The organism is Vibrio sp. V38_P2S17PM301, assembly GCF_009904845.1.
Lineage (GTDB): Bacteria > Pseudomonadota > Gammaproteobacteria > Enterobacterales > Vibrionaceae > Vibrio > Vibrio proteolyticus.
In genome coordinates this window covers 1-18,895 of record NZ_WXWO01000105.1, presented here as the reverse complement: position 1 = coordinate 18,895, position 18,895 = coordinate 1, and the positions used below count along the sequence as shown (strand labels likewise).

Genomic DNA, 18,895 nt, shown 5'->3' with positions numbered 1-18,895 from the left:
TAGCTAAGCCTGGTTCAATCACTCCACACACTAAGTTCGAATCAGAAGTCTACGTACTGTCTAAAGATGAAGGTGGTCGTCACACTCCATTCTTCAAAGGCTACCGTCCACAGTTCTACTTCCGTACAACTGACGTAACTGGTAACATCGAGCTACCAGAAGGCGTAGAAATGGTAATGCCAGGCGACAACATCAAGATGACTGTTGAGCTGATCGCACCAATCGCGATGGACGAAGGTCTACGTTTCGCGATCCGTGAAGGCGGTCGTACAGTAGGTGCTGGTGTTGTTGCTAAGATCTTCGAATAATTCGTAACGAATTACACGAAATCTTGCACTGTTCTTCTTTTTGAAGAAAGCGCATCTAGAGAAAGGGAAGCTTAGGCTTCCCTTTTTCGTTTTTTGGTTATAAGAAAAATGGTTCAATTATCATCTTAAATATCAATAGTGCTATTTTGAAAACAAACGCTTACACAAGTGCAGTTGTTTGGGTTGAGCCCCCAATACGCTCATATGATTTTTCATCAGTTTCTTTATAACTAATCGATCTTAAATGCAGCTCGATCTAACTGGTAATAAGAACGATTCTTTTTTATATTTCTGGTCACGCAATAGATTCAAGGTAGTCAGTATGTACGTTTGTTTGTGTCACGGTGTCTCAGATAAAAAAATCCGCAAACTTGCGCTGGAAGAAGGCATCTCCGATATTCGTGGTATCAAACGTTGTACAGCACTGGGTTCTCAGTGTGGAAAATGCGTTAGACAGGCGAAGGAGATCCTCAACGATACGGTTGTGACTCAGTTTAAACAGGCCAGTTAATCGCCACGACATTTTTGACACCTTCTCAATTGGTTCTACAGTTATAAGAGCCAAAGAGGAGGTTTTTGTCATGAAAGGCGATCCCATCATTATTCAACATCTCAATAAAGTGCTCGGCAATGAGCTGGTAGCCATCAACCAGTATTTTCTGCATGCCCGTATGTATAAAGACTGGGGCCTGAAACATCTGGCGGATAAGGAATACCACGAGTCCATCGACGAAATGAAGCACGCGGATCATTTGATCGAGCGGATTCTCTTTCTGGAAGGGCTGCCAAACCTACAGGATCTGGGCAAGCTGATGATTGGCGAAGATGCCCAAGAAATGCTGGAATGCGATCTCAAGCTGGAAATGGCCGCAATTCCGGATCTGAAAAATGCCATCGCGTACGCAGAAGACGTTCATGATTATGTCTCACGAGATCTGTTCCAAGACATCTTAGAGGATGAAGAGGAACATGTTGACTGGCTGGAAACTCAGCTTGGCCTGATTGAAATGACCGGAATTCAGAATTACCTTCAAGCCCAGTATGTCGACGAAGACGACGATTAATCCCCCTTTCTATCCCGCGCTTTGCCAGCCTTCCTGACCTCGGGAAGGCTGTTGTGTCCAGAGTCACATTTCGCTTGCTTCAGATGGTTTCTTTCTGTACTATTCGTGCTCCTTAAACTCAGTCAATTATCTTTAGTTCCTTGCTTCCTCTGGATGACTGAGCCAATTGTGGAAGCTGAATAATCCGTAAGGAGCAACCCATGCGTCATTACGAAATCGTATTCATGGTGCACCCAGATCAAAGCGAGCAAGTTGCTGGCATGATCGAGCGTTACACTGGTTCTATCACTGAAGCTGGCGGTAAAGTACACCGTCTGGAAGACTGGGGCCGTCGTCAACTGGCTTACCCAATCAACAAGCTTCACAAAGCTCACTACGTTCTGATGAACGTTGAAGCTGACCAAGCTGTAATCGATGAGCTGGAAACTGCTTTCCGTTTCAACGATGCAGTGCTACGCAACATGATCATGCGTACTAAAGCGGCTATCACTGAGCCTTCAATCATGCTTAAGCAAAAAGAAGAGCGTGCAGAGCGTGCTCCTCGTCGCGAAGAGCGTAGCGAAGCTAAGCCAGAAGCAGCTGCTGAGTAATTAATCTTATGACCAATCGGATGGAGTTGAGCGGCACTGTTGCGAAACCTCCAATTCGAAGCCAAAGCCCCAGTGGCATTGCACACTGTCGATTCTGGTTAGAGCACCGCTCTACGGTTATCGAAGCTGACTTACCGAGACAAGTTTATTGTCGTATGCCGGTTGTGGTCAGCGGGGATAGGTCACAAGCATTGACTCAGAATTTAGTACCAGGCAGCAGCATTAAGGTAAGCGGCTTTGTCGCTTATCAGACCGGCCGGAATGGTGTGGGAAAATTAGTGCTTCATGCCGACAACATTACTCAAATTTAAGATCAGGAGATAGCCCATGGCTCGTTTCTTCCGTCGTCGTAAATTCTGCCGTTTCACTGCAGAAGGCGTACAAGAGATTGATTACAAAGACGTAGCAACTCTTAAAAACTACATCACTGAAGCTGGTAAAATCGTACCTAGCCGTATCACTGGTACAAGTGCTAAGTACCAGCGTCAACTAGCGCGTGCTATCAAACGTTCACGCTACCTGGCTCTACTACCGTACACTGACAAACATCAGTAATCGGTTCGTTTTATTAAGAAAGAGGATTAAACAATGCAAGTTATTCTACTTGATAAAATCGGTAACCTAGGTGGTCTTGGCGATACTGTAAACGTTAAATCTGGTTACGCTCGTAACTTCCTTATCCCTCAGGGTAAAGCAGTTATGGCAACAAAATCTAACGTTGAAATGTTCGAAGCTCGTCGCGCTGAACTGGAAGCAAAAGTTGCTGAGCAACTGACTGCTGCAGAAGCTCGTGCTGAGAAAGTGAACGCTCTGGAAGCGGTTGTTATCGCATCTAAAGCTGGTGACGAAGGCAAACTGTTCGGTTCTATCGGTACTCGTGACATCGCTGACGCAATCACTGCAGCTGGCGTTGAAGTAGCTAAGAGCGAAGTTCGCCTACCTGAAGGTGCTCTGCGTACAACTGGTGAGTTTGAAATCAACGTTCAACTTCACTCTGAAGTATTCGCAGCAGTTACTCTACAGGTTGTTGCTGAATAATTTTTTAGTCTCAGGACTAGAAAAGAAAAACACCGGCGTCAGCCGGTGTTTTTTTATGTCTGAAGAAAATGTTAAAAGATAAACAGCAAGTTGACTGAAAAAATACTGTCCGCCTTGCTCAGTCCTTCAGGCACACGGTCATGATAAATCCGATCGTGGGACAGCTTGAGCGCGATGTCTTCGGTGATGTTGTTGATGATATTGATATCACTTTCCAGACTGGTGTTGCTGCGACCGGCCACCGCGGTCAGTTCGGCTTCAAAGCGCAGCGTATCCAGCGCCTGCCACGCGGTATTGATTTTGCCGCGAAATATCCCTTCTTCGACGATATTCGGAAAGACAATGTCGTCGTCGTCAATTTCATCCAGGTTGGGTTCCTGATAGCGATAACCCGGACCGGCTTCCACTTCCAGTACAAACGTGTCGGTATTGGCAAACTGGTAACCCAGACCGCCCGACAGGGTATAGTCCTTGAAATAGGCGCTGTAGCGAGAGTCGACCCCTTTAAAGCTGCCGTACAGGTAGGTTTTCTTACTCAGTTTGTAGTCGGCCTGTGCTGAGTAATTCGACTGGCGTTTATCCTCTTCGCCATCTTTATACACCTGATAATATTTCCACTCGCCGTTGATACGGTAAGGGCCGGAGGTGTATTGCGCACTCAGTCGCGAGTTGAGCGATTCGGAATCGGTATTTCCTGAGTGAGATTGATAGCCAAACTCGACTTCCGTATCCCAGGGTGATGGCACTTCAATGTCTGACTCGGATGGGGTTGCTTCCTCAGCGTGAACCGACGCTGCGATCAGGCTTAAGCCTAAAAGCCAGAATTTTTGCACGAAGTACCTCTGAGTAGTGACATGAATGAGCGCATGGTAAGTCGACCGATCTTAAGGTGAGTCAACAAAAGGTTAATTCTACATAAGAAAGGGACAATCTGTCCCTAACTTAATTACAAATCTTGTATTCTGGTTATAATGGGCGGTTACGAAATAGTGGTTGAGCAGAAGCATGGCTGATTACAGAAACGAACAGAGAACTCGCAAAATTCAGGACGCTCAGGTCGACGCGATCAAAGTACCGCCGCATTCACTGGAAGCGGAGCAATCGGTAATTGGTGGCCTGTTGCTGGACAATGAACGCTGGGATTCGGTTGCGGAACGTGTTATGACCCAGGATTTCTACAGTCGTCCGCATCGCCTCATTTTTGATGCGGTAAAGTCGATTCTGGAAGACAGCAAACCGCTCGACCTGATCACTTTGTCGGAATACCTGGAGCAGCGTGAACAACTGGATGATGTTGGGGGATTTGCGTACCTGGCGGATCTGGCTAAAAACACCCCGAGTGCGGCCAACATCAATGCGTACGCCGACATTGTAGCGGAACGTGCGCTGGTGCGCAGTCTGATCAGTGTGGCGAACGAGATCGCCGATGCCGGTTACGATCCTCAGGGACGCAGCTCGGAAGATCTGCTCGACCTAGCCGAAAGTAAAGTGTTTAAAATCGCCGAAGATCGAACCAATGAGAACGAAGGCCCGCAAAACGTCGATAACATCCTGGAAAAGACCCTCGAACGTATTGAGCTGTTGTACAAGTCGCCGCAGGATGGCGTGACCGGGGTGAACACCGGCTTTATGGATCTCAACAAGATGACCGCCGGTCTGCAAGGTTCAGATCTGGTGATTGTCGCAGCGCGTCCGTCGATGGGTAAAACCACGTTTGCGATGAACTTGTGTGAAAACGCGGCGATGGAGCAAGACAAACCTGTGCTGATCTTCTCTCTGGAGATGCCATCGGAACAGATCATGATGCGTATGCTGGCGTCTTTGTCGCGGGTTGACCAGACCAAAATCCGGACCGGTCAGCTGGACGATGAGGACTGGGCGCGAATTTCTTCGACCATGGGCATCCTGATGGAGAAGAAGAACATGTACATTGATGACAGCTCCGGTCTGACACCGACCGAAGTGCGGTCTCGTGCGCGCCGTATTGCGCGTGAGCACGGTGGATTGTCGCTCATCATGGTCGACTACCTGCAGTTGATGCGAGTACCGGCGATGTCGGATAACCGTACCCTGGAGATCGCCGAGATTTCCCGCTCCCTCAAAGCGTTGGCTAAAGAGCTGAATGTGCCGGTGGTGGCGCTGTCTCAGTTGAACCGCTCACTTGAGCAACGGGCAGACAAACGACCGGTAAACTCGGACTTACGTGAATCTGGCTCTATCGAGCAGGATGCCGATTTGATCATGTTTATTTACCGTGACGAAGTGTACAACCCGGACAGCGCATTAAAAGGCACCGCCGAAATCATCATCGGTAAGCAGCGTAACGGTCCGATCGGCTCCGTGCGTCTGACCTTCCAAGGGCAGTGGTCCCGTTTCGATAACTACGCGGGTCCGGCGTTTGATGATGAGTAATGCGATGAGTTATATGAAAGCTGCCACCGCGTGTGTGGATCTCAAAGCCCTGCAGCATAATCTGGCTCAGATTAAACGACGCGCACCGCACAGCAAAGTGATGGCGGTGGTGAAAGCCAATGGTTATGGCCACGGTCTGCGTCATGTGGCCAAGCAGGCCAGCGGTGCGGACGCTTTTGGTGTCGCGCGAATTGAAGAAGCCCTGCAGTTGCGAGCGTGTGGGGTGGTCAAACCCATCCTGTTGCTGGAAGGGTTTTACTCGTCGGTCGATTTACCGGTGCTGGTGACCAACAATATCCAGACGGTAGTGCATTGCGAAGAGCAACTGGCCGCTTTGGAGCAGACCAGTCTGGAAGCGCCGGTGGTGGTATGGCTGAAAATCGACAGTGGCATGCACCGTCTCGGGGTTCGTCCGGAACAGTATCAGCAGTTTGTCACCCGTCTGAAAGCCTGCCCGAATGTAGCGAAACCGCTGCGTTACATGAGCCATTTTGGTTGTGCTGATGAACTGGATAAAGCCACAACCACCGAGCAGACAGAACTGTTCCTGTCGCTGACCAAGGGGTGTGAAGGGGAGCGATCGCTGGCGGCATCAGCAGGCTTGCTGGCCTGGGACGACAGTCATCTCGAATGGGTGCGTCCGGGCATCATCATGTATGGCGTATCACCGTTTAACGACAAAGATGCGCAACAGATGGGTTATCAGCCGGTAATGACCCTCAAATCTCACCTGATCGCCGTGCGTGATGTCAAGCAGGGCGAGAGTGTGGGTTATGGCGGGATCTGGACCAGTGAGCGAGACACTAAGATTGGGGTGATCGCGATTGGTTATGGCGATGGTTATCCTCGCACGGCGCCCAATGGTACGCCGGTGATGGTCAATGGCCGCCGGGTGCCGATTGCCGGTCGGGTGTCGATGGATATGCTGACCGTCGATCTCGGACCGGACGCGACCGATAAGGTCGGCGATGAAGCCGTGCTGTGGGGCAATGCTCTGCCGGTTGAGGAGGTGGCGCAGCACATTGGCACCATCGCCTACGAACTGGTCACCAAACTGACCTCCCGGGTCGAGATGGAATACACCGATCAGGCATGAAGACATTTACCCTGTTAACGCTGGCTATTTTTGCCAGCGTTTTTGTGTCTGCGCCAGCCCGGAGTCAAGAGAAAGACCGTGCGGTGGTGCCGTTCTTCTTTTCCACTGACACCTTGGGGACCACCTTGGGTTTAGCTGGGGTCGCCAAAGGCGTGGGACAGAAACAGGCTGCCTTGTTTGGGATGGGGCTCTATTCCGAAAAAGACAGTTATATCGGTTACTTTGCGGCTTTAAACTACGCTCTGCACGACACTCTGTTGGTCAATACCCAGATGTATCAGGCGCGCTACAACGACACTCCGTATTATCTGGCTGATCAAGGTCGCAACGACTCTTCGATTGACGATGCCACACTGACGAGTGGCCTGGAGAGAAAATATCAGCTTGAGCTGCGGTTTCTTTTACCCTGGGGGTTGGTCGAGCAGCAGGGGATGGCGGGCTTGTTTCGCCCACAGCGTTCGGTGTCGACGGCCTCCCCGTTGGATTCCGGCGTGTCGTCCGTGACACTGATGCCCTTCTATTCGTCTCGTGCGCTGGAGCAGGATACTCAAAGCGACAGCACCACGGGTCTGAAACTGACGTTTGACTGGGACAACCGTGACAATCCGCGCAACGCCACTCAGGGTTCCCAGACATCGTTGGCGATCACCTCCGGAACTGGAGAGACGAGTCACCCTTGGGTTAAGTGGGAGCTGGAAAACAGCCAGTTTTTTTCCTTCGGACCACTGGGTGACTGGTTTAAGCAACAGGTGTTGGCACTGGATTTCTATACCGCCGATACGCCGAGTTGGGAACATTGTGATAATACTGCGTGCGCCCGGCCGCCAGAGCAGGAGCAAGTCCGGTTAGGTGGGTTGTATCGCCTCAGAGGTTATAGCGGGGGTCGGTACCACGATCGCGCCGCAGTGCACTATTCGCTTGAATACCGGGTGTTACCCGAATGGCAGCCGCTCAACGACATCCCACTCATTAACTATTACGATATGCCCTGGTGGCAATGGGTGCTGTTTGCCGATGTTGGCCGGGTGGCCGATGAGTACGATTTGCAAACCCTTCATCAGGACATGCGGTGGAGTGTCGGTGGCGCAATCCGTTTTCAGGTTGAAGGTGTGGTGGTTCGCGCCGAGCTGGCAAAAGCTGCCGATGAAGACAGCTTTCGAGTGATGATCAACCAGCCCTTTTAAACGGTTTCTCCCTGCAATGTGGCAATGATACGGCGTTGGCCACCATGGTTGCGGTGCTCACCGAGATAAATTCCCTGCCAGGTCCCCAGCGCCAGTTGTCCCTGACTGAGAGGAATCGTCACGCTGGCGCCGAGCAGCGACGCTTTGATATGCGCAGGCATGTCATCGTCGCCTTCGTACGTATGCTGATAATACGACGCACGTTCAGGAACGAACTGATTAAAATGCACCTCCATGTCCATCCGCACTGTGGGGTCGGCGTTTTCATTCAGCGTTAAACTGGCCGACGTGTGTTGAATGAATAAATGTAATAATCCCACAGAAACTCGTCGGATTTCTGGCAATTGTTGTTCAATTTCATCAGTGATCAGATGAAACCCTCGCGGCCTGGCGCGCAGGTGCAGGGTCTTTTGGCTCCACATATCCGGCTTCCTTGATATTCTCATTGGCAAAACTTAGCTAAGACGTTAAGGTGTTGGCCTTTATCATCCGGTGCTTTCCAATAGCATAATCGGTTTACGTGACTTATCTCAATGATGGTGTCACAGGGCTGCGTCATAATGACAGTCTGAAAATTAATTACAAAGACAAGTGGCCTGCCTGCGGGGAGGCGACGAACAGTTTCTTTTTGCTAAATCGGGGATTCTGCAATCCGGCGAGAAACAGCTAGGATTAGTGGAATGAAACCTACAGTCACATCGGGATACTGACCATGTTGAAAAATATCAATCCAACGCAGACACAAGCGTGGCAAGCGCTGACTGCCCATTTCGAATCCGCTCAGGATATGGATCTGAACGCGCTGTTTGCTCAGGATGCGGATCGTTTTAACAAGTACTCTGCGCGTTTCGGCTCAGACATTCTTGTCGATTACTCTAAAAACCTGATCAACGAAGAGACGCTGAAACAGTTGTTTGCGCTGGCGGATCAGACGGAACTGAAATCAGCCATCGAAGCGATGTTCAGCGGTGAAGCGATCAACCAGACCGAGGGTCGTGCGGTATTGCACACCGCGCTGCGTAACCGCAGCAACCGTCCGGTGATGGTTGATGGCGAAGACGTGATGCCGGCAGTGAACGCGGTACTGGAAAAAATGAAAGCTTTCTCTGAGCGTGTGATTGGCGGCGAATGGCAAGGCTATACCGGTAAAGCGATCACGGATGTGGTGAATATCGGTATCGGTGGTTCGGATCTGGGGCCTTACATGGTGACGGAAGCGCTGGCGCCGTATACCAACCATCTCAACATGCATTTTGTTTCGAACGTCGATGGAACGCACATTGCGGAAACGCTTAAGGCGCTCAATCCGGAAACCACGCTGTTTTTGATCGCATCAAAAACGTTTACCACACAGGAAACCATGACCAATGCGCACACTGCGCGTGACTGGTTCCTGGCGGCAGCCAGCGATGAAGTGCACGTAGCAAAACACTTTGCGGCGCTGTCGACCAATGCGGATGCTGTGTCTGAGTTTGGTATTGATACCGCGAACATGTTTGAGTTTTGGGACTGGGTCGGCGGCCGATACTCATTATGGTCGGCGATCGGTCTGTCGATTGTTCTGGCGATCGGTTACGACAACTTTGTGGCGCTGCTGGAAGGTGCGCACGAGATGGATCAGCATTTCGCCAGCACGGAGTTTGAACACAATATTCCAGTTATCCTGGCGTTGATTGGTATTTGGTACAATAACTTCCACGGCGCGGAGTCAGAAGCCATTCTGCCTTACGACCAATACATGCACCGTTTTGCGGCTTACTTCCAACAAGGCAACATGGAATCCAACGGGAAGTACGTCGACCGTGACGGCAACCCGGTGACCTACCAGACCGGTCCAATCATCTGGGGTGAACCAGGCACCAACGGCCAGCACGCGTTTTACCAGTTGATCCACCAGGGAACCAAACTGATCCCATGTGATTTCATTGCTCCGGCAATCAGTCACAACCCAACGGGTGATCATCACCAGAAACTGATGTCAAACTTCTTTGCCCAGACAGAAGCTCTGGCATTCGGTAAATCCGCTGAAACTGTGCAAGCTGAACTGGTCAAGGCGGGTAAGTCAGAGCAGGAAGTGGCGGCGCTGGTGCCATTTAAAGTGTTTGAAGGCAACCGTCCGACGAACTCGATTCTGGTTAAAGAAATCACGCCACGCACGCTGGGTAACCTGATCGCGATGTACGAGCACAAGATTTTTGTTCAAGGCATGATCTGGAATATCTTCAGCTTTGATCAGTGGGGTGTGGAGCTGGGTAAACAGCTAGCGAACAATATCCTGCCTGAGCTGGCTGACGATGCTGCGATCTGCTCGCACGACAGTTCAACCAACGGTTTGATCAATGCGTTTAAAGCCTACCGTGCGTAACACGGTGTGGTGAGACAATAAAAAAGGTTGGCCGAGGCCAACCTTTTTTGTTGCTGCGAGCGTTTATTCGAAACAGATTTCAATAAACGCATTACCCCACTGCGAGGCGAAAGGCATAATGATGATTGCCCCTTCACATTTGTGACGAATGGTGTGGCCCTTGCCCGAAACCACCACTGGGGTGGCCATTTCGAAATCGAAACCACTTTCGGCTAGGATACGCTTTGCGCCTCCGGTGACCATGTTAGTGATTTCACCGACCATATCCGTTACTTCTTCATTCAGACCATTCGGGCGTTCACCCAACATGTTCTGCATAATTTCCAGCGCCAAGCCTTCATCAAATGTAATCGACATTGAACCACGAGTTTGCTGACCAACCATGCCAATCAGGCCGGAAACGTCACCGCGGGCAATTTCGTCTTTCTTCACACGAGGTTTCTGGGGTTTCAGTTCCAGAGAAGCCATCGTTTTCAGGACATTCAGCAGAGATGCCAGAAACGGGTTAACAAATTCAGCACGCATAACTTTCTTCTATCTATTCTTTCATTCCGAACAACACGAATCACAGACGCCATGAGTTTCAATAACGTGATTCGAGAAATGGAATCCGTGTTGCTCCGCGTTCTCTGTCAGCAAGGCTATCAGACTATCATTTTGCAGTTCAATAACGTTGCCACATTTGTCACAAATCAACAGATGAGAAAAGTGCTTGTGAGCGTTGCACGAAGCGCACGAGATAAAGCTGTTGGTGGATTCCACACGATGAATAAAGCCCTGCTCAAGCAGAAAATCGAGTGCCCGGTATACCGTCGGAGGTTTAGCCTGTGGCTCACTCTGTTTTAATTCTTCCAGCAGTTCGTAAGCGCTGGAGGCCTTTTTACTGGAGCAGATTAACTCAAACACCCGTTTGCGCTGTGTGGTCAGGCGAACGCCTCTTGACGCACAGATCTCTTCGATTTGTTGTATCAGTCTTTGGTTCAAATTCATCACCATAACCATCGGACTTGCCTAATACTATAACATTTCTCGATGGATTTGTTTTCTTCCGCTGTCATTCACGACATTTCGTCAGTGTACCCTGACGTGCACATCACAGGGCATACGTTACCTTATCTCGGTTAAAAACGATACTGATAAACCTGTCCCTCCTGGTGGTTGGGCCGATGGGTACGAGGTGACGGGATAAACTTCAGTGTCTGTTCAGCTTGAATAGTAAATAGAACATAGTAGGCCAAAAAGTCTTAATGTTATGAATAAAAAGAAGTAATTTCTATTTGTACAGCTTAACCAGCATTTGGAACATGATGATCTAAATGCTGACATAAAACTGGTGGAGTGCCGTTGCTCGCGACAGCGAACTGGCGCTTGTGGCGGGACTGGGAGGCATGCAACTGTCGTCCTGGATCGCGATAGGCTATCTGCTCGCGAGTGATTCTTCTTACCCATATATTGGCAAGTGGCGTTTGGGAAATCAGCGGCGGATGCCGGGCTATTAATGATCCCTATGTCGGTGGGTGTGATTTCAGGCTCCTATTTAGCGGGTAAGGGGATTGCGCGCACCGGGAGCCCGGAATGGAATCCGGTGGTGGGAATGACATTCAGCAGCGTGATGTTTCAGTTGATGGGAGCAGTGCATGAACATACGTGGTTTTTGAGCGTGATCGCATGCGGTTTGGTTTGGACCTGGGTACAGTGATGCTTTCGACGCAACTGACCGTACAAACCGTGGGAGGGCGAGAACACCTGGGACGGTGATGTTCGGGACACTGGTGTACTCTATGTGGCTAGGGTTCAACGTGATCAGTTCCATCGAAGAGCCGTTGACTATGCCAAAAGCGGCGGTAATGCAGGCATTTCAGACCGGTTATCTGGTCGTGGCGACTGCCGCATTGATCACCGCGCTGATCGCCAGTACGGCACCTTTGGTCCGTCTGCCAGAGCGCACTTAAGACGGCGTATTTTCCCTGACGCCTGCCAGTGTGTATAATCCGCCACTTCTCTTGAAATCATTACTGTTAAATTGAGGTGACACCGAGGCACACGCTCAGAAGCCGCGGAAAAGGCAAACGGTAATGTGGGATCACAAAAGGTGAGGTAAATCAGTGTCTAAACCTGATACGACAAACGAATTTGTAATGCAGCGATTTAGCGTTGCTCCGATGCTCGACTGGACAGACCGTCATTGTCGTTACTTCCACCGTTTGCTGTCGTCGCAGACGTTGTTGTACACCGAGATGGTGACAACCGGTGCGATCATTCACGGTAAAGGTGACTTTCTCAAGCACAGTGAGGAAGAACATCCGGTGGCGCTACAACTGGGTGGTTCCAACCCTCAGGATCTGGCGACGTGTGCGAAATTGGCGCAAGAGCGTGGTTACGATGAAATCAACCTCAATGTGGGCTGCCCATCGGATCGGGTGCAGAACGGCCGTTTTGGTGCTTGTCTGATGGCTGAGCCTCAGCTGGTGGCCGAATGCGTGGCGGCGATGAAAGAGGTGGTCGACATTCCGGTGACGGTCAAAACCCGCATTGGTATCGATGAGCAGGATTCGTATCTGTTTCTGACGGATTTTGTCTCTACTGTTTCTGAGCAAGGCGGTTGTGAACAGTTCACCATCCATGCCCGTAAAGCATGGCTGAGTGGTTTGAGCCCGAAAGAAAACCGCGAGATTCCGCCGCTCGATTACCCGCGTGCATATCAGTTAAAACAGGATTTTCCTCATTTGATCATCGCACTGAACGGTGGGATCAAAACGCTGTCGGAATCACAGCAGCATCTGGAACATTTGGATGGTGTTATGGTTGGGCGTGAAGCCTACCAGAACCCGTATATTCTGGCGGAAGTGGATCAGCAAATTTTTGGCCTGAATACGCCGGTGAAAAAGCGTCGCCAGATCGTGGAAGAGATGTATCCGTACATTGAACAGCAATTGGCACAGGGGGCGTATCTTGGTCATATTACCCGTCATATGCTGGGGTTGTTCCAGAATATGCCAGGGGCGCGTCAGTGGCGACGCTACATCAGCGAAAACGCGCATAAACCCGGCTCTGGTATCGAAGTGGTGGAAGCGGCGCTGGCCAAAATCCCAGCCGAGCTGGATGTGTAAATTTCGCCATTAGTGAGTGGTGAAATTCACTTTATCGATGATGGGCGAAGCATATCAAAGTGCTTCGCCTTTTTTATTTCTATAAATAACAAGGTGATAGCTGATTTTATCAAACTGGCACGTAATCTGATTGGTCTTAAACAACAACGACAGGAGAACAATGATGTTTGAGTTGATTTTTGTACTGGTGTTTATGGCGACATTATTGGTAACCGGAATGACGCTAGTTAGTGTACTGGGCGCGATTGCGCTGGCGTTTGTAGTGATGCTGGCCCTGGGGATGGTGGGTATTTTTATCAAATTGATCCCTTGGCTGATTGTGATTGGTGTCGGTTATTGGTTTTTCAAAAATGTCGTCTACCAGCCTCGTTAACCCAAGTAACGTTGGTTTGAATCCCCCCACCCAAGCATCTCTTAAAACACCACAGAATAAGTGGTGTTTTTTTATACCATATAAGTATATCAATAAAAGCGCAGTTGGCAGTTTTGTCAGGAATAAACCATGATTAGTGTGAACCGATCTGTATGACTATAAAGCAGGGATTGCGATGACGTTGGCCGAATTAAGAAACCTCTACCGCGACAACAAGTTGGTTGAGGCGATCATTGAACCTTCCAGTGAAGAAGGGACCTGGATCGTGGAGTTTAGACATGAGCGTGGTGGCTTCGTCCCTTTGACGGACGCTCATGGTGAAGAGTGTCATTATGTGGATCTGGATATGGCGTCCAAATCTGCGATGGCGGTGGGCTTTAAGCAGGTCAGGGTGGAAGCTAAGTAATCCCCCGGCCAATTAATGCCCGTTCTTTACACCCAAAAGTTATAAAACATTCTCTTCTATTCTTTCTTGTTATTAGCCTCAGTGGTTAATCTATCGTCACGCAATGAATAGGGATGTCGTGACAATGTCTTCTAACGGAAACACGAAACTACAAGAACTGCCAGCTATCGCCAGCCCGCTGAATGATCAGCAGCTCAGTCAGTTGCAGCATACCGTGTCTGAACTCTCTCCACAGCAACTTGCCTGGGTAAGTGGTTACTTCTGGGGGTTAAGCCAGTCACAACCTGCCGCAGCTGCAGCACCAATCGCTCAGGCGGCGGCTGCTGTATCGGCTAAGCCGGCAGGAAAACTCACCATTATATTCGCTTCGCAAACGGGTAATGCCAAAGGAGTGGCTGAAGCGCTGGAACAGGAAGCCAAGTCAGCCGGAATCCAGGTTGAGTTGTTTGATGCCAGCGATTACAAAGGAAAGAACCTGGCGAAAGAGACCCATGTCGTCATCGTCGCGTCTACCAACGGTGAAGGCGAAGCACCGGATAACGCGATTGAACTGCACGAATTCCTGCAGTCAAAGAAAGCGCCGAAACTGCCGAATCTACAATACGGCGTGATTGGGCTGGGTGACTCTAGCTACGAATTCTTCTGCCAGACAGGTAAAGACTTTGATACCTATCTGTCCAAGCTTGGCGCTACCGCCTTTATCGATCGCATTGATTGTGATGTCGACTACGATGCTCCGGCAGCCGAATGGCGCCAGAAGGCGTTGGAACAAGTTAAACAGGCCCTGGCATCGACCGAAGCAGAAATTGTTCAGCTTCCGGTAGGGCTGAGCGCTGCGACCCCTTCTCAATACAACAAACAGAACCCATATACCGCAACGCTGCTGACCAATCAGAAAATTACTGGCCGCGACTCGGGGAAAGACGTACGCCATATCGAAATTGATCTGGATGGCTCTGGCCTGAGTTATCAACCGGGCGATGCACTTGGCGTTTGGTATGAAAACAGCTCGGAGCTGGCCAATGCTGTAGCGGCAGCGGTTGGTCTGTCCGGCGTGGAAAGTGTGGATGTCGATGGCGAAAGCTTGTCCCTGCACAGCGCGCTAGTGAGCAAGTTTGAAATTACCGCTGCCAACCCTCAGTTGGTGACAAAGTTTGCTGAGTTGTCTGGCAGCAAAAAGCTGCTCAAGCTGGTGGAAGATAAAGATAAACTGCGGGCCTACGCAACCAACACTCAGATTGTGGATGTGCTCAGTGAGAAGAAAACAAAGCTCAGCGCTGAGGCATTGATTGGTTTGTTGCGCCGCTTGACTCCGCGCTTGTACTCGATTGCTTCCAGTCAGACTGAAGTGGAAGAGGAAGTGCACCTGACTTTGGGCGTGGTGGAATACGATCACAGTGGGGAAGAGCGCCTTGGTGGTGCCTCCGGTTTCCTGGCCCGTCGTCTGGAAGAGGGCGGTGAAGTTAAAGTGTTTATCGAAAACAACAACAACTTCAAACTGCCGGCGAGTGATGATGCGCCCGTGATCATGATCGGTCCGGGTACGGGCATCGCCCCTTTCCGTAGTTTTATCCAGGAGCGGGACAATCGCGATGCCAATGGTAAAAACTGGTTGTTCTTCGGTGACCGCACCTTTACACAAGATTTCCTCTATCAGGTGGAATGGCAGAAGTACCTCAAGTCTGGCGTCCTGAGTCGTCTTGATGTTGCGTTCAGCCGTGATCAGCAGGAAAAGGTTTATGTACAACACCGTATTCTGGAACACGCCGAACAGGTTTGGCAGTGGATTCAGGATGGCGCTTACCTTTATGTGTGTGGCGACGCGACTCGTATGGCGAAAGATGTGCATGAAGCCTTGGTCGAAGTGGTGGAACAGCAAGGCAAAATGTCACGTGATGATGCTGAAGAATTTATCAATGATCTCCGTAAAGCGAAACGTTATCAAAGGGATGTGTACTAATGAGTGAGAAGCAGGTTGTATTAGGCGAAGAGTTAGGGCCACTTTCTGATAACGAGCGTCTAAAAAGAGAAAGCAACTTTTTACGCGGTACGATCGAGCAAGATCTGCAGGATCGTATTACGGGCGGCTTTACTGCGGATAACTTCCAACTGATTCGTTTTCACGGTATGTATCAGCAGGATGACCGGGATATTCGCAACGAGCGGGCTAAGCAGAAATTGGAACCGCTGCACAATGTCATGCTGCGCGCGCGTATGCCGGGTGGCATCATTCAGCCTAAACAGTGGCTGGCGATTGACAAGTTTGCCTCCGAGCACTCTCTGTACGGCAGTATTCGCCTTACGACTCGACAAACGTTCCAGTTTCATGGGGTGCTGAAACCCGATATCAAACTGATGCATCAGACGCTGAACAGCATCGGTATCGATTCGATTGCGACGGCCGGCGACGTCAACCGCAACGTGCTGTGTACCAGTAACCCGGTTGAGTCTGAATTGCATCAAGAAGCCTATGAGTGGGCCGCTAAGATCAGTGAGCATCTATTACCAAAGACAAGAGCGTACGCAGAGATCTGGCTTGACGGTGAGAAAGTGGAAACCACCGATGAAGAGCCGATCCTGGGCAGCAATTATTTGCCGCGTAAATTCAAAACGACGGTGGTGATCCCGCCGCAGAATGATGTTGACGTGCACGCGAACGATCTAAACTTTGTCGCTATAGCTGATAACGGCAAGCTGGTGGGCTTTAATGTCCTGGTTGGCGGTGGTTTGGCTATGACGCACGGCGATACTTCGACTTATCCGCGTCGCGCCGATGACTTTGGCTTCATCCCATTGGAGAAGACACTCGATGTGGCGGCGGCGGTTGTGACCACTCAACGTGACTGGGGTAACCGCTCTAATCGTAAGAATGCGAAAACCAAATACACCCTAGACCGTGTTGGTAGCGATGTGTTTAAGGCGGAAGTAGAAAAGCGTGCCGGTGTTACGTTTGAAGCCAGTCGTCCTTATGAATTCACGGAACGTGGCGACCGTGTCGGGTGGGTTGAAGGGATCGATGGTAAACATCACCTGACTCTGTTTATTGAAAATGGACGCCTGCTTGATTATCCGGGGAAACCGCTAAAATCGGGTGTGGCTGAAATCGCTAAAATTCACCACGGCGATTTCCGTATGACGGCCAACCAGAATCTGATTGTGGCTGGAGTGCCTGCCGAACAAAAAGCGCAGATTGAACAGATTGCGCTGGAGCACGGGTTGATGGATGCCAGTGTCAGTGAGCAGCGCAAAAACTCCATGGCTTGTGTCGCTTTCCCAACTTGCCCGCTTGCGATGGCGGAAGCCGAACGTTTCCTGCCGGAGTTTGTTACTCAGGTAGAAGAGATTCTTGAAAAACACGAGTTACCCAAAGAAGACAACATCATTCTTCGGGTAACGGGGTGTCCCAATGGCTGCGGTCGAGCGATGTTGGCGGAAATTGGATTAGTGGGTAAAGCGCCTGGCCGTTATAACCTTCACCTTGGTGGTAACCGTGCCGGGACTCGAATTCCGAAGATGTATAAAGAGAACATCACCGATCAACAAATTCTGACCGATATTGACGCCTTAGTTGGACGTTGGGCTCAAGAGCGCAACCCGGGCGAAGATTTTGGTGATTTCACCATTCGGGCCGGCATTATTGAAGAAGTGGTCAATTCAAAGAGGGATTTCCATGCTTGATTCAGTTGCAACTAAGCCTCAGTTAAGTGAGCTGTTGACACTGACCAAAACCGAGCAAACGCTCCGTTTGGCCGAAATCAATATGCAGCTTGAACAATTGACGGCAGAACAAAGAGTAGCGTGGGCGCTTGATAATCTGGAGGGGCAGCACGCAGTGTCGTCCAGCTTTGGTATTCAGGCTGCTGTAATGCTGCATTTAGTGTCTAACGTAAAAGCCGATATTCCGGTGATTCTGACCGATACCGGGTACCTGTTCCCACAAACTTATCGCTTTATCGATGAGCTGACAGCTAAGCTGGGGCTGAATCTCAAAATCTACCGCAGTGAGCAAAGTCCGGCATGGCAAGAAGCGCGCTACGGTAAATTATGGGAACAGGGTATAGAGGGGATAGAAAAGTACAACAAGCTTAATAAAGTGGAACCGATGCGTCGGGCTCTCACTGAGCTGAATGTTGGTACTTGGTTTTCCGGACTGCGACGGGAACAGTCCAAGTCGCGCCAGAATTTACCTGTGCTCTCGATCCAAAATGGTGTGTTTAAGTTCCTGCCTGTGATTGACTGGACAAATAAAGATGTCCACTACTATTTAGAGCAGAATGGTTTGTCCTATCACCCATTGTGGGAGGAAGGGTACTTGTCGGTAGGTGATACTCATACCACCAAAAAGTGGGAACCTGGGATGAGCGAAGAAGAAACCCGTTTCTTTGGCTTGAAGCGTGAATGTGGTCTTCATGAAGATGATGGAGAGCAATACGGCTCAGGGATATAACCGTGACATTCATAAAGGCCGCGAAAGCGGCCTTTTTTATGCTCCAAAAAGACTCTTTGTGGATAACTTTGTGAATATGATGTTGGCTTTTGTGGGGTAAAGTTGAATAAATAGGCCTTTGATTGAAATCTCATCGTTTAAGCGTTATTTTTGCAATTTTTTCAAAATAACGCTTGCCAACGTGATGTCGATCTCTATAATGCCTCCTCGTCGACAGGGCAAGGCCTCACAAGGGTTCGAAGCCAGTCGAAGCGGTCAGAAATAAAAATGAAATAATTTTGAAAAAGTGTTTGACACTGAAGATTATCTCGCTAGAATGGCCGCCTCTTCCGAAGTGATTTTAGTCACAGAGAAGAGCGCTCTTTAACAATATAAACCTATCAATCTGTGTGGGCACTCGTTGATGATAATCCAAATTGATGTTTCGACATCAACTTAGGTTTCAATGATACGAAGTGACCATTGAGTCTTCGGACTCAGCACAGTCAATTCAAACATTACT

At 49.8% G+C, this 18,895-nt stretch carries 22 protein-coding genes and 1 pseudogene; 19 read left to right on the top strand and 4 right to left on the bottom strand.

Annotated features, from left to right (window positions below; genetic code table 11):
- The 7 genes and pseudogenes from tuf to rplI all read left to right on the top strand — a co-directional run.
- Positions 1-308, top strand: a pseudogene (gene tuf, locus CAG64_RS22455) (elongation factor Tu); the annotation flags it as partial.
- A 322-nt stretch (positions 309-630) separates the two neighbouring features.
- Positions 631-819 (top strand): (2Fe-2S)-binding protein, encoded by a 189-nt coding sequence (locus tag CAG64_RS22450; protein ID WP_021707434.1) that lies wholly within the window; start codon positions 631-633, stop codon positions 817-819.
- A gap of 70 nt (positions 820-889) precedes the next feature.
- A complete protein-coding gene (gene bfr, locus CAG64_RS22445; RefSeq protein ID WP_021707435.1) occupies positions 890-1,372 on the top strand; it encodes a bacterioferritin in 483 nt (160 codons plus the stop codon).
- 200 nt (positions 1,373-1,572) lie between these two features.
- On the top strand, positions 1,573-1,962 hold the full coding sequence (gene rpsF / locus CAG64_RS22440; RefSeq protein ID WP_021707436.1) for a 30S ribosomal protein S6: 390 nt from the start codon (positions 1,573-1,575) through the stop codon (positions 1,960-1,962).
- Positions 1,963-1,970: 8 nt separating this feature from the next.
- Positions 1,971-2,273, top strand: coding sequence for a primosomal replication protein N (gene priB / locus CAG64_RS22435; RefSeq protein WP_081693219.1), 303 nt, complete (start codon positions 1,971-1,973; stop codon positions 2,271-2,273).
- 16 nt (positions 2,274-2,289) lie between these two features.
- Positions 2,290-2,517, top strand: coding sequence for a 30S ribosomal protein S18 (rpsR, locus tag CAG64_RS22430; RefSeq protein ID WP_000090472.1), 228 nt, complete (start codon positions 2,290-2,292; stop codon positions 2,515-2,517).
- 33 nt (positions 2,518-2,550) lie between these two features.
- Positions 2,551-3,000: a 50S ribosomal protein L9 gene (gene rplI, locus CAG64_RS22425; protein ID WP_021707438.1), complete on the top strand. Its 450-nt coding sequence runs from the start codon at positions 2,551-2,553 to the stop codon at positions 2,998-3,000.
- Positions 3,001-3,071: 71 nt separating this feature from the next.
- Here rplI and CAG64_RS22420 read toward each other — a convergent pair whose 3' ends face one another.
- The gene (locus CAG64_RS22420) at positions 3,072-3,833 is read right to left on the bottom strand and encodes a porin (RefSeq protein ID WP_161457723.1); all 762 of its coding nucleotides are present in this window, start codon (positions 3,831-3,833) and stop codon (positions 3,072-3,074) included.
- Positions 3,834-4,005: 172 nt separating this feature from the next.
- On the opposite strand from CAG64_RS22420, the gene CAG64_RS22415 reads away from it, so the two are divergent.
- Genes CAG64_RS22415 through CAG64_RS22405 form a run of 3 tightly spaced genes read left to right on the top strand, consistent with a single transcriptional unit; the run spans position 4,006 to position 7,692 of the window.
- Positions 4,006-5,412, top strand: coding sequence for a replicative DNA helicase (locus CAG64_RS22415; protein WP_021707440.1), 1,407 nt, complete (start codon positions 4,006-4,008; stop codon positions 5,410-5,412).
- A gap of 13 nt (positions 5,413-5,425) precedes the next feature.
- Positions 5,426-6,508, top strand: a complete 1,083-nt coding sequence (alr, locus tag CAG64_RS22410; protein WP_161457724.1) for an alanine racemase — start codon at positions 5,426-5,428, stop codon at positions 6,506-6,508.
- Positions 6,505-7,692: a BamA/TamA family outer membrane protein gene (locus CAG64_RS22405; protein ID WP_161457722.1), complete on the top strand. Its 1,188-nt coding sequence runs from the start codon at positions 6,505-6,507 to the stop codon at positions 7,690-7,692. The genes alr and CAG64_RS22405 overlap by 4 nt, the downstream gene beginning before the upstream one ends.
- On the opposite strand, the gene CAG64_RS22400 is transcribed toward CAG64_RS22405, so the two are convergent.
- The gene (locus tag CAG64_RS22400) at positions 7,689-8,114 is read right to left on the bottom strand and encodes a secondary thiamine-phosphate synthase enzyme YjbQ (protein ID WP_161453561.1); all 426 of its coding nucleotides are present in this window, start codon (positions 8,112-8,114) and stop codon (positions 7,689-7,691) included. The genes CAG64_RS22405 and CAG64_RS22400 overlap by 4 nt on opposite strands.
- A gap of 290 nt (positions 8,115-8,404) precedes the next feature.
- On the opposite strand from CAG64_RS22400, the gene pgi reads away from it, so the two are divergent.
- Positions 8,405-10,057: a glucose-6-phosphate isomerase gene (gene pgi, locus CAG64_RS22395; RefSeq protein WP_161453560.1), complete on the top strand. Its 1,653-nt coding sequence runs from the start codon at positions 8,405-8,407 to the stop codon at positions 10,055-10,057.
- Positions 10,058-10,120: 63 nt separating this feature from the next.
- Here the strand turns inward: pgi and CAG64_RS22390 are convergent, their stop codons facing one another.
- On the bottom strand, positions 10,121-10,582 hold the full coding sequence (locus CAG64_RS22390) for a chemotaxis protein CheX (protein WP_021707445.1): 462 nt from the start codon (positions 10,580-10,582) through the stop codon (positions 10,121-10,123).
- Between the two features lie 21 nt (positions 10,583-10,603).
- Positions 10,604-11,053, bottom strand: coding sequence for a zinc uptake transcriptional repressor Zur (gene zur, locus CAG64_RS22385; protein WP_174377451.1), 450 nt, complete (start codon positions 11,051-11,053; stop codon positions 10,604-10,606).
- Positions 11,054-11,516: 463 nt separating this feature from the next.
- Between zur and CAG64_RS22380 the strand changes: the two genes are divergently transcribed.
- The 8 genes from CAG64_RS22380 (at position 11,517) to CAG64_RS22345 (ending at position 18,393) form a co-directional block, all read left to right on the top strand.
- On the top strand, positions 11,517-11,756 hold the full coding sequence (locus CAG64_RS22380) for an MFS transporter (protein WP_161457721.1): 240 nt from the start codon (positions 11,517-11,519) through the stop codon (positions 11,754-11,756).
- A gap of 82 nt (positions 11,757-11,838) precedes the next feature.
- Positions 11,839-12,009, top strand: a complete 171-nt coding sequence (locus CAG64_RS22375; protein ID WP_161489364.1) for a hypothetical protein — start codon at positions 11,839-11,841, stop codon at positions 12,007-12,009.
- A 153-nt stretch (positions 12,010-12,162) separates the two neighbouring features.
- Positions 12,163-13,167 (top strand): tRNA dihydrouridine(20/20a) synthase DusA, encoded by a 1,005-nt coding sequence (gene dusA / locus CAG64_RS22370; protein ID WP_161453557.1) that lies wholly within the window; start codon positions 12,163-12,165, stop codon positions 13,165-13,167.
- 163 nt (positions 13,168-13,330) lie between these two features.
- A complete protein-coding gene (gene pspG, locus CAG64_RS22365; RefSeq protein ID WP_161448054.1) occupies positions 13,331-13,540 on the top strand; it encodes an envelope stress response protein PspG in 210 nt (69 codons plus the stop codon).
- A gap of 175 nt (positions 13,541-13,715) precedes the next feature.
- Positions 13,716-13,946 (top strand): hypothetical protein, encoded by a 231-nt coding sequence (locus CAG64_RS22360; protein ID WP_021707451.1) that lies wholly within the window; start codon positions 13,716-13,718, stop codon positions 13,944-13,946.
- 103 nt (positions 13,947-14,049) lie between these two features.
- Complete coding sequence (locus CAG64_RS22355; protein ID WP_161448045.1) at positions 14,050-15,906, top strand: assimilatory sulfite reductase (NADPH) flavoprotein subunit; 1,857 nt, start codon at positions 14,050-14,052, stop codon at positions 15,904-15,906.
- Positions 15,906-17,624 (top strand): assimilatory sulfite reductase (NADPH) hemoprotein subunit, encoded by a 1,719-nt coding sequence (gene cysI, locus CAG64_RS22350; RefSeq protein WP_021707453.1) that lies wholly within the window; start codon positions 15,906-15,908, stop codon positions 17,622-17,624. Before CAG64_RS22355 ends, cysI begins: the two co-directional genes overlap by 1 nt.
- Positions 17,617-18,393, top strand: a complete 777-nt coding sequence (locus tag CAG64_RS22345) for a phosphoadenylyl-sulfate reductase (RefSeq protein WP_021707454.1) — start codon at positions 17,617-17,619, stop codon at positions 18,391-18,393. Before cysI ends, CAG64_RS22345 begins: the two co-directional genes overlap by 8 nt.
- The last annotated feature ends 502 nt before the right edge of the window (positions 18,394-18,895 follow it).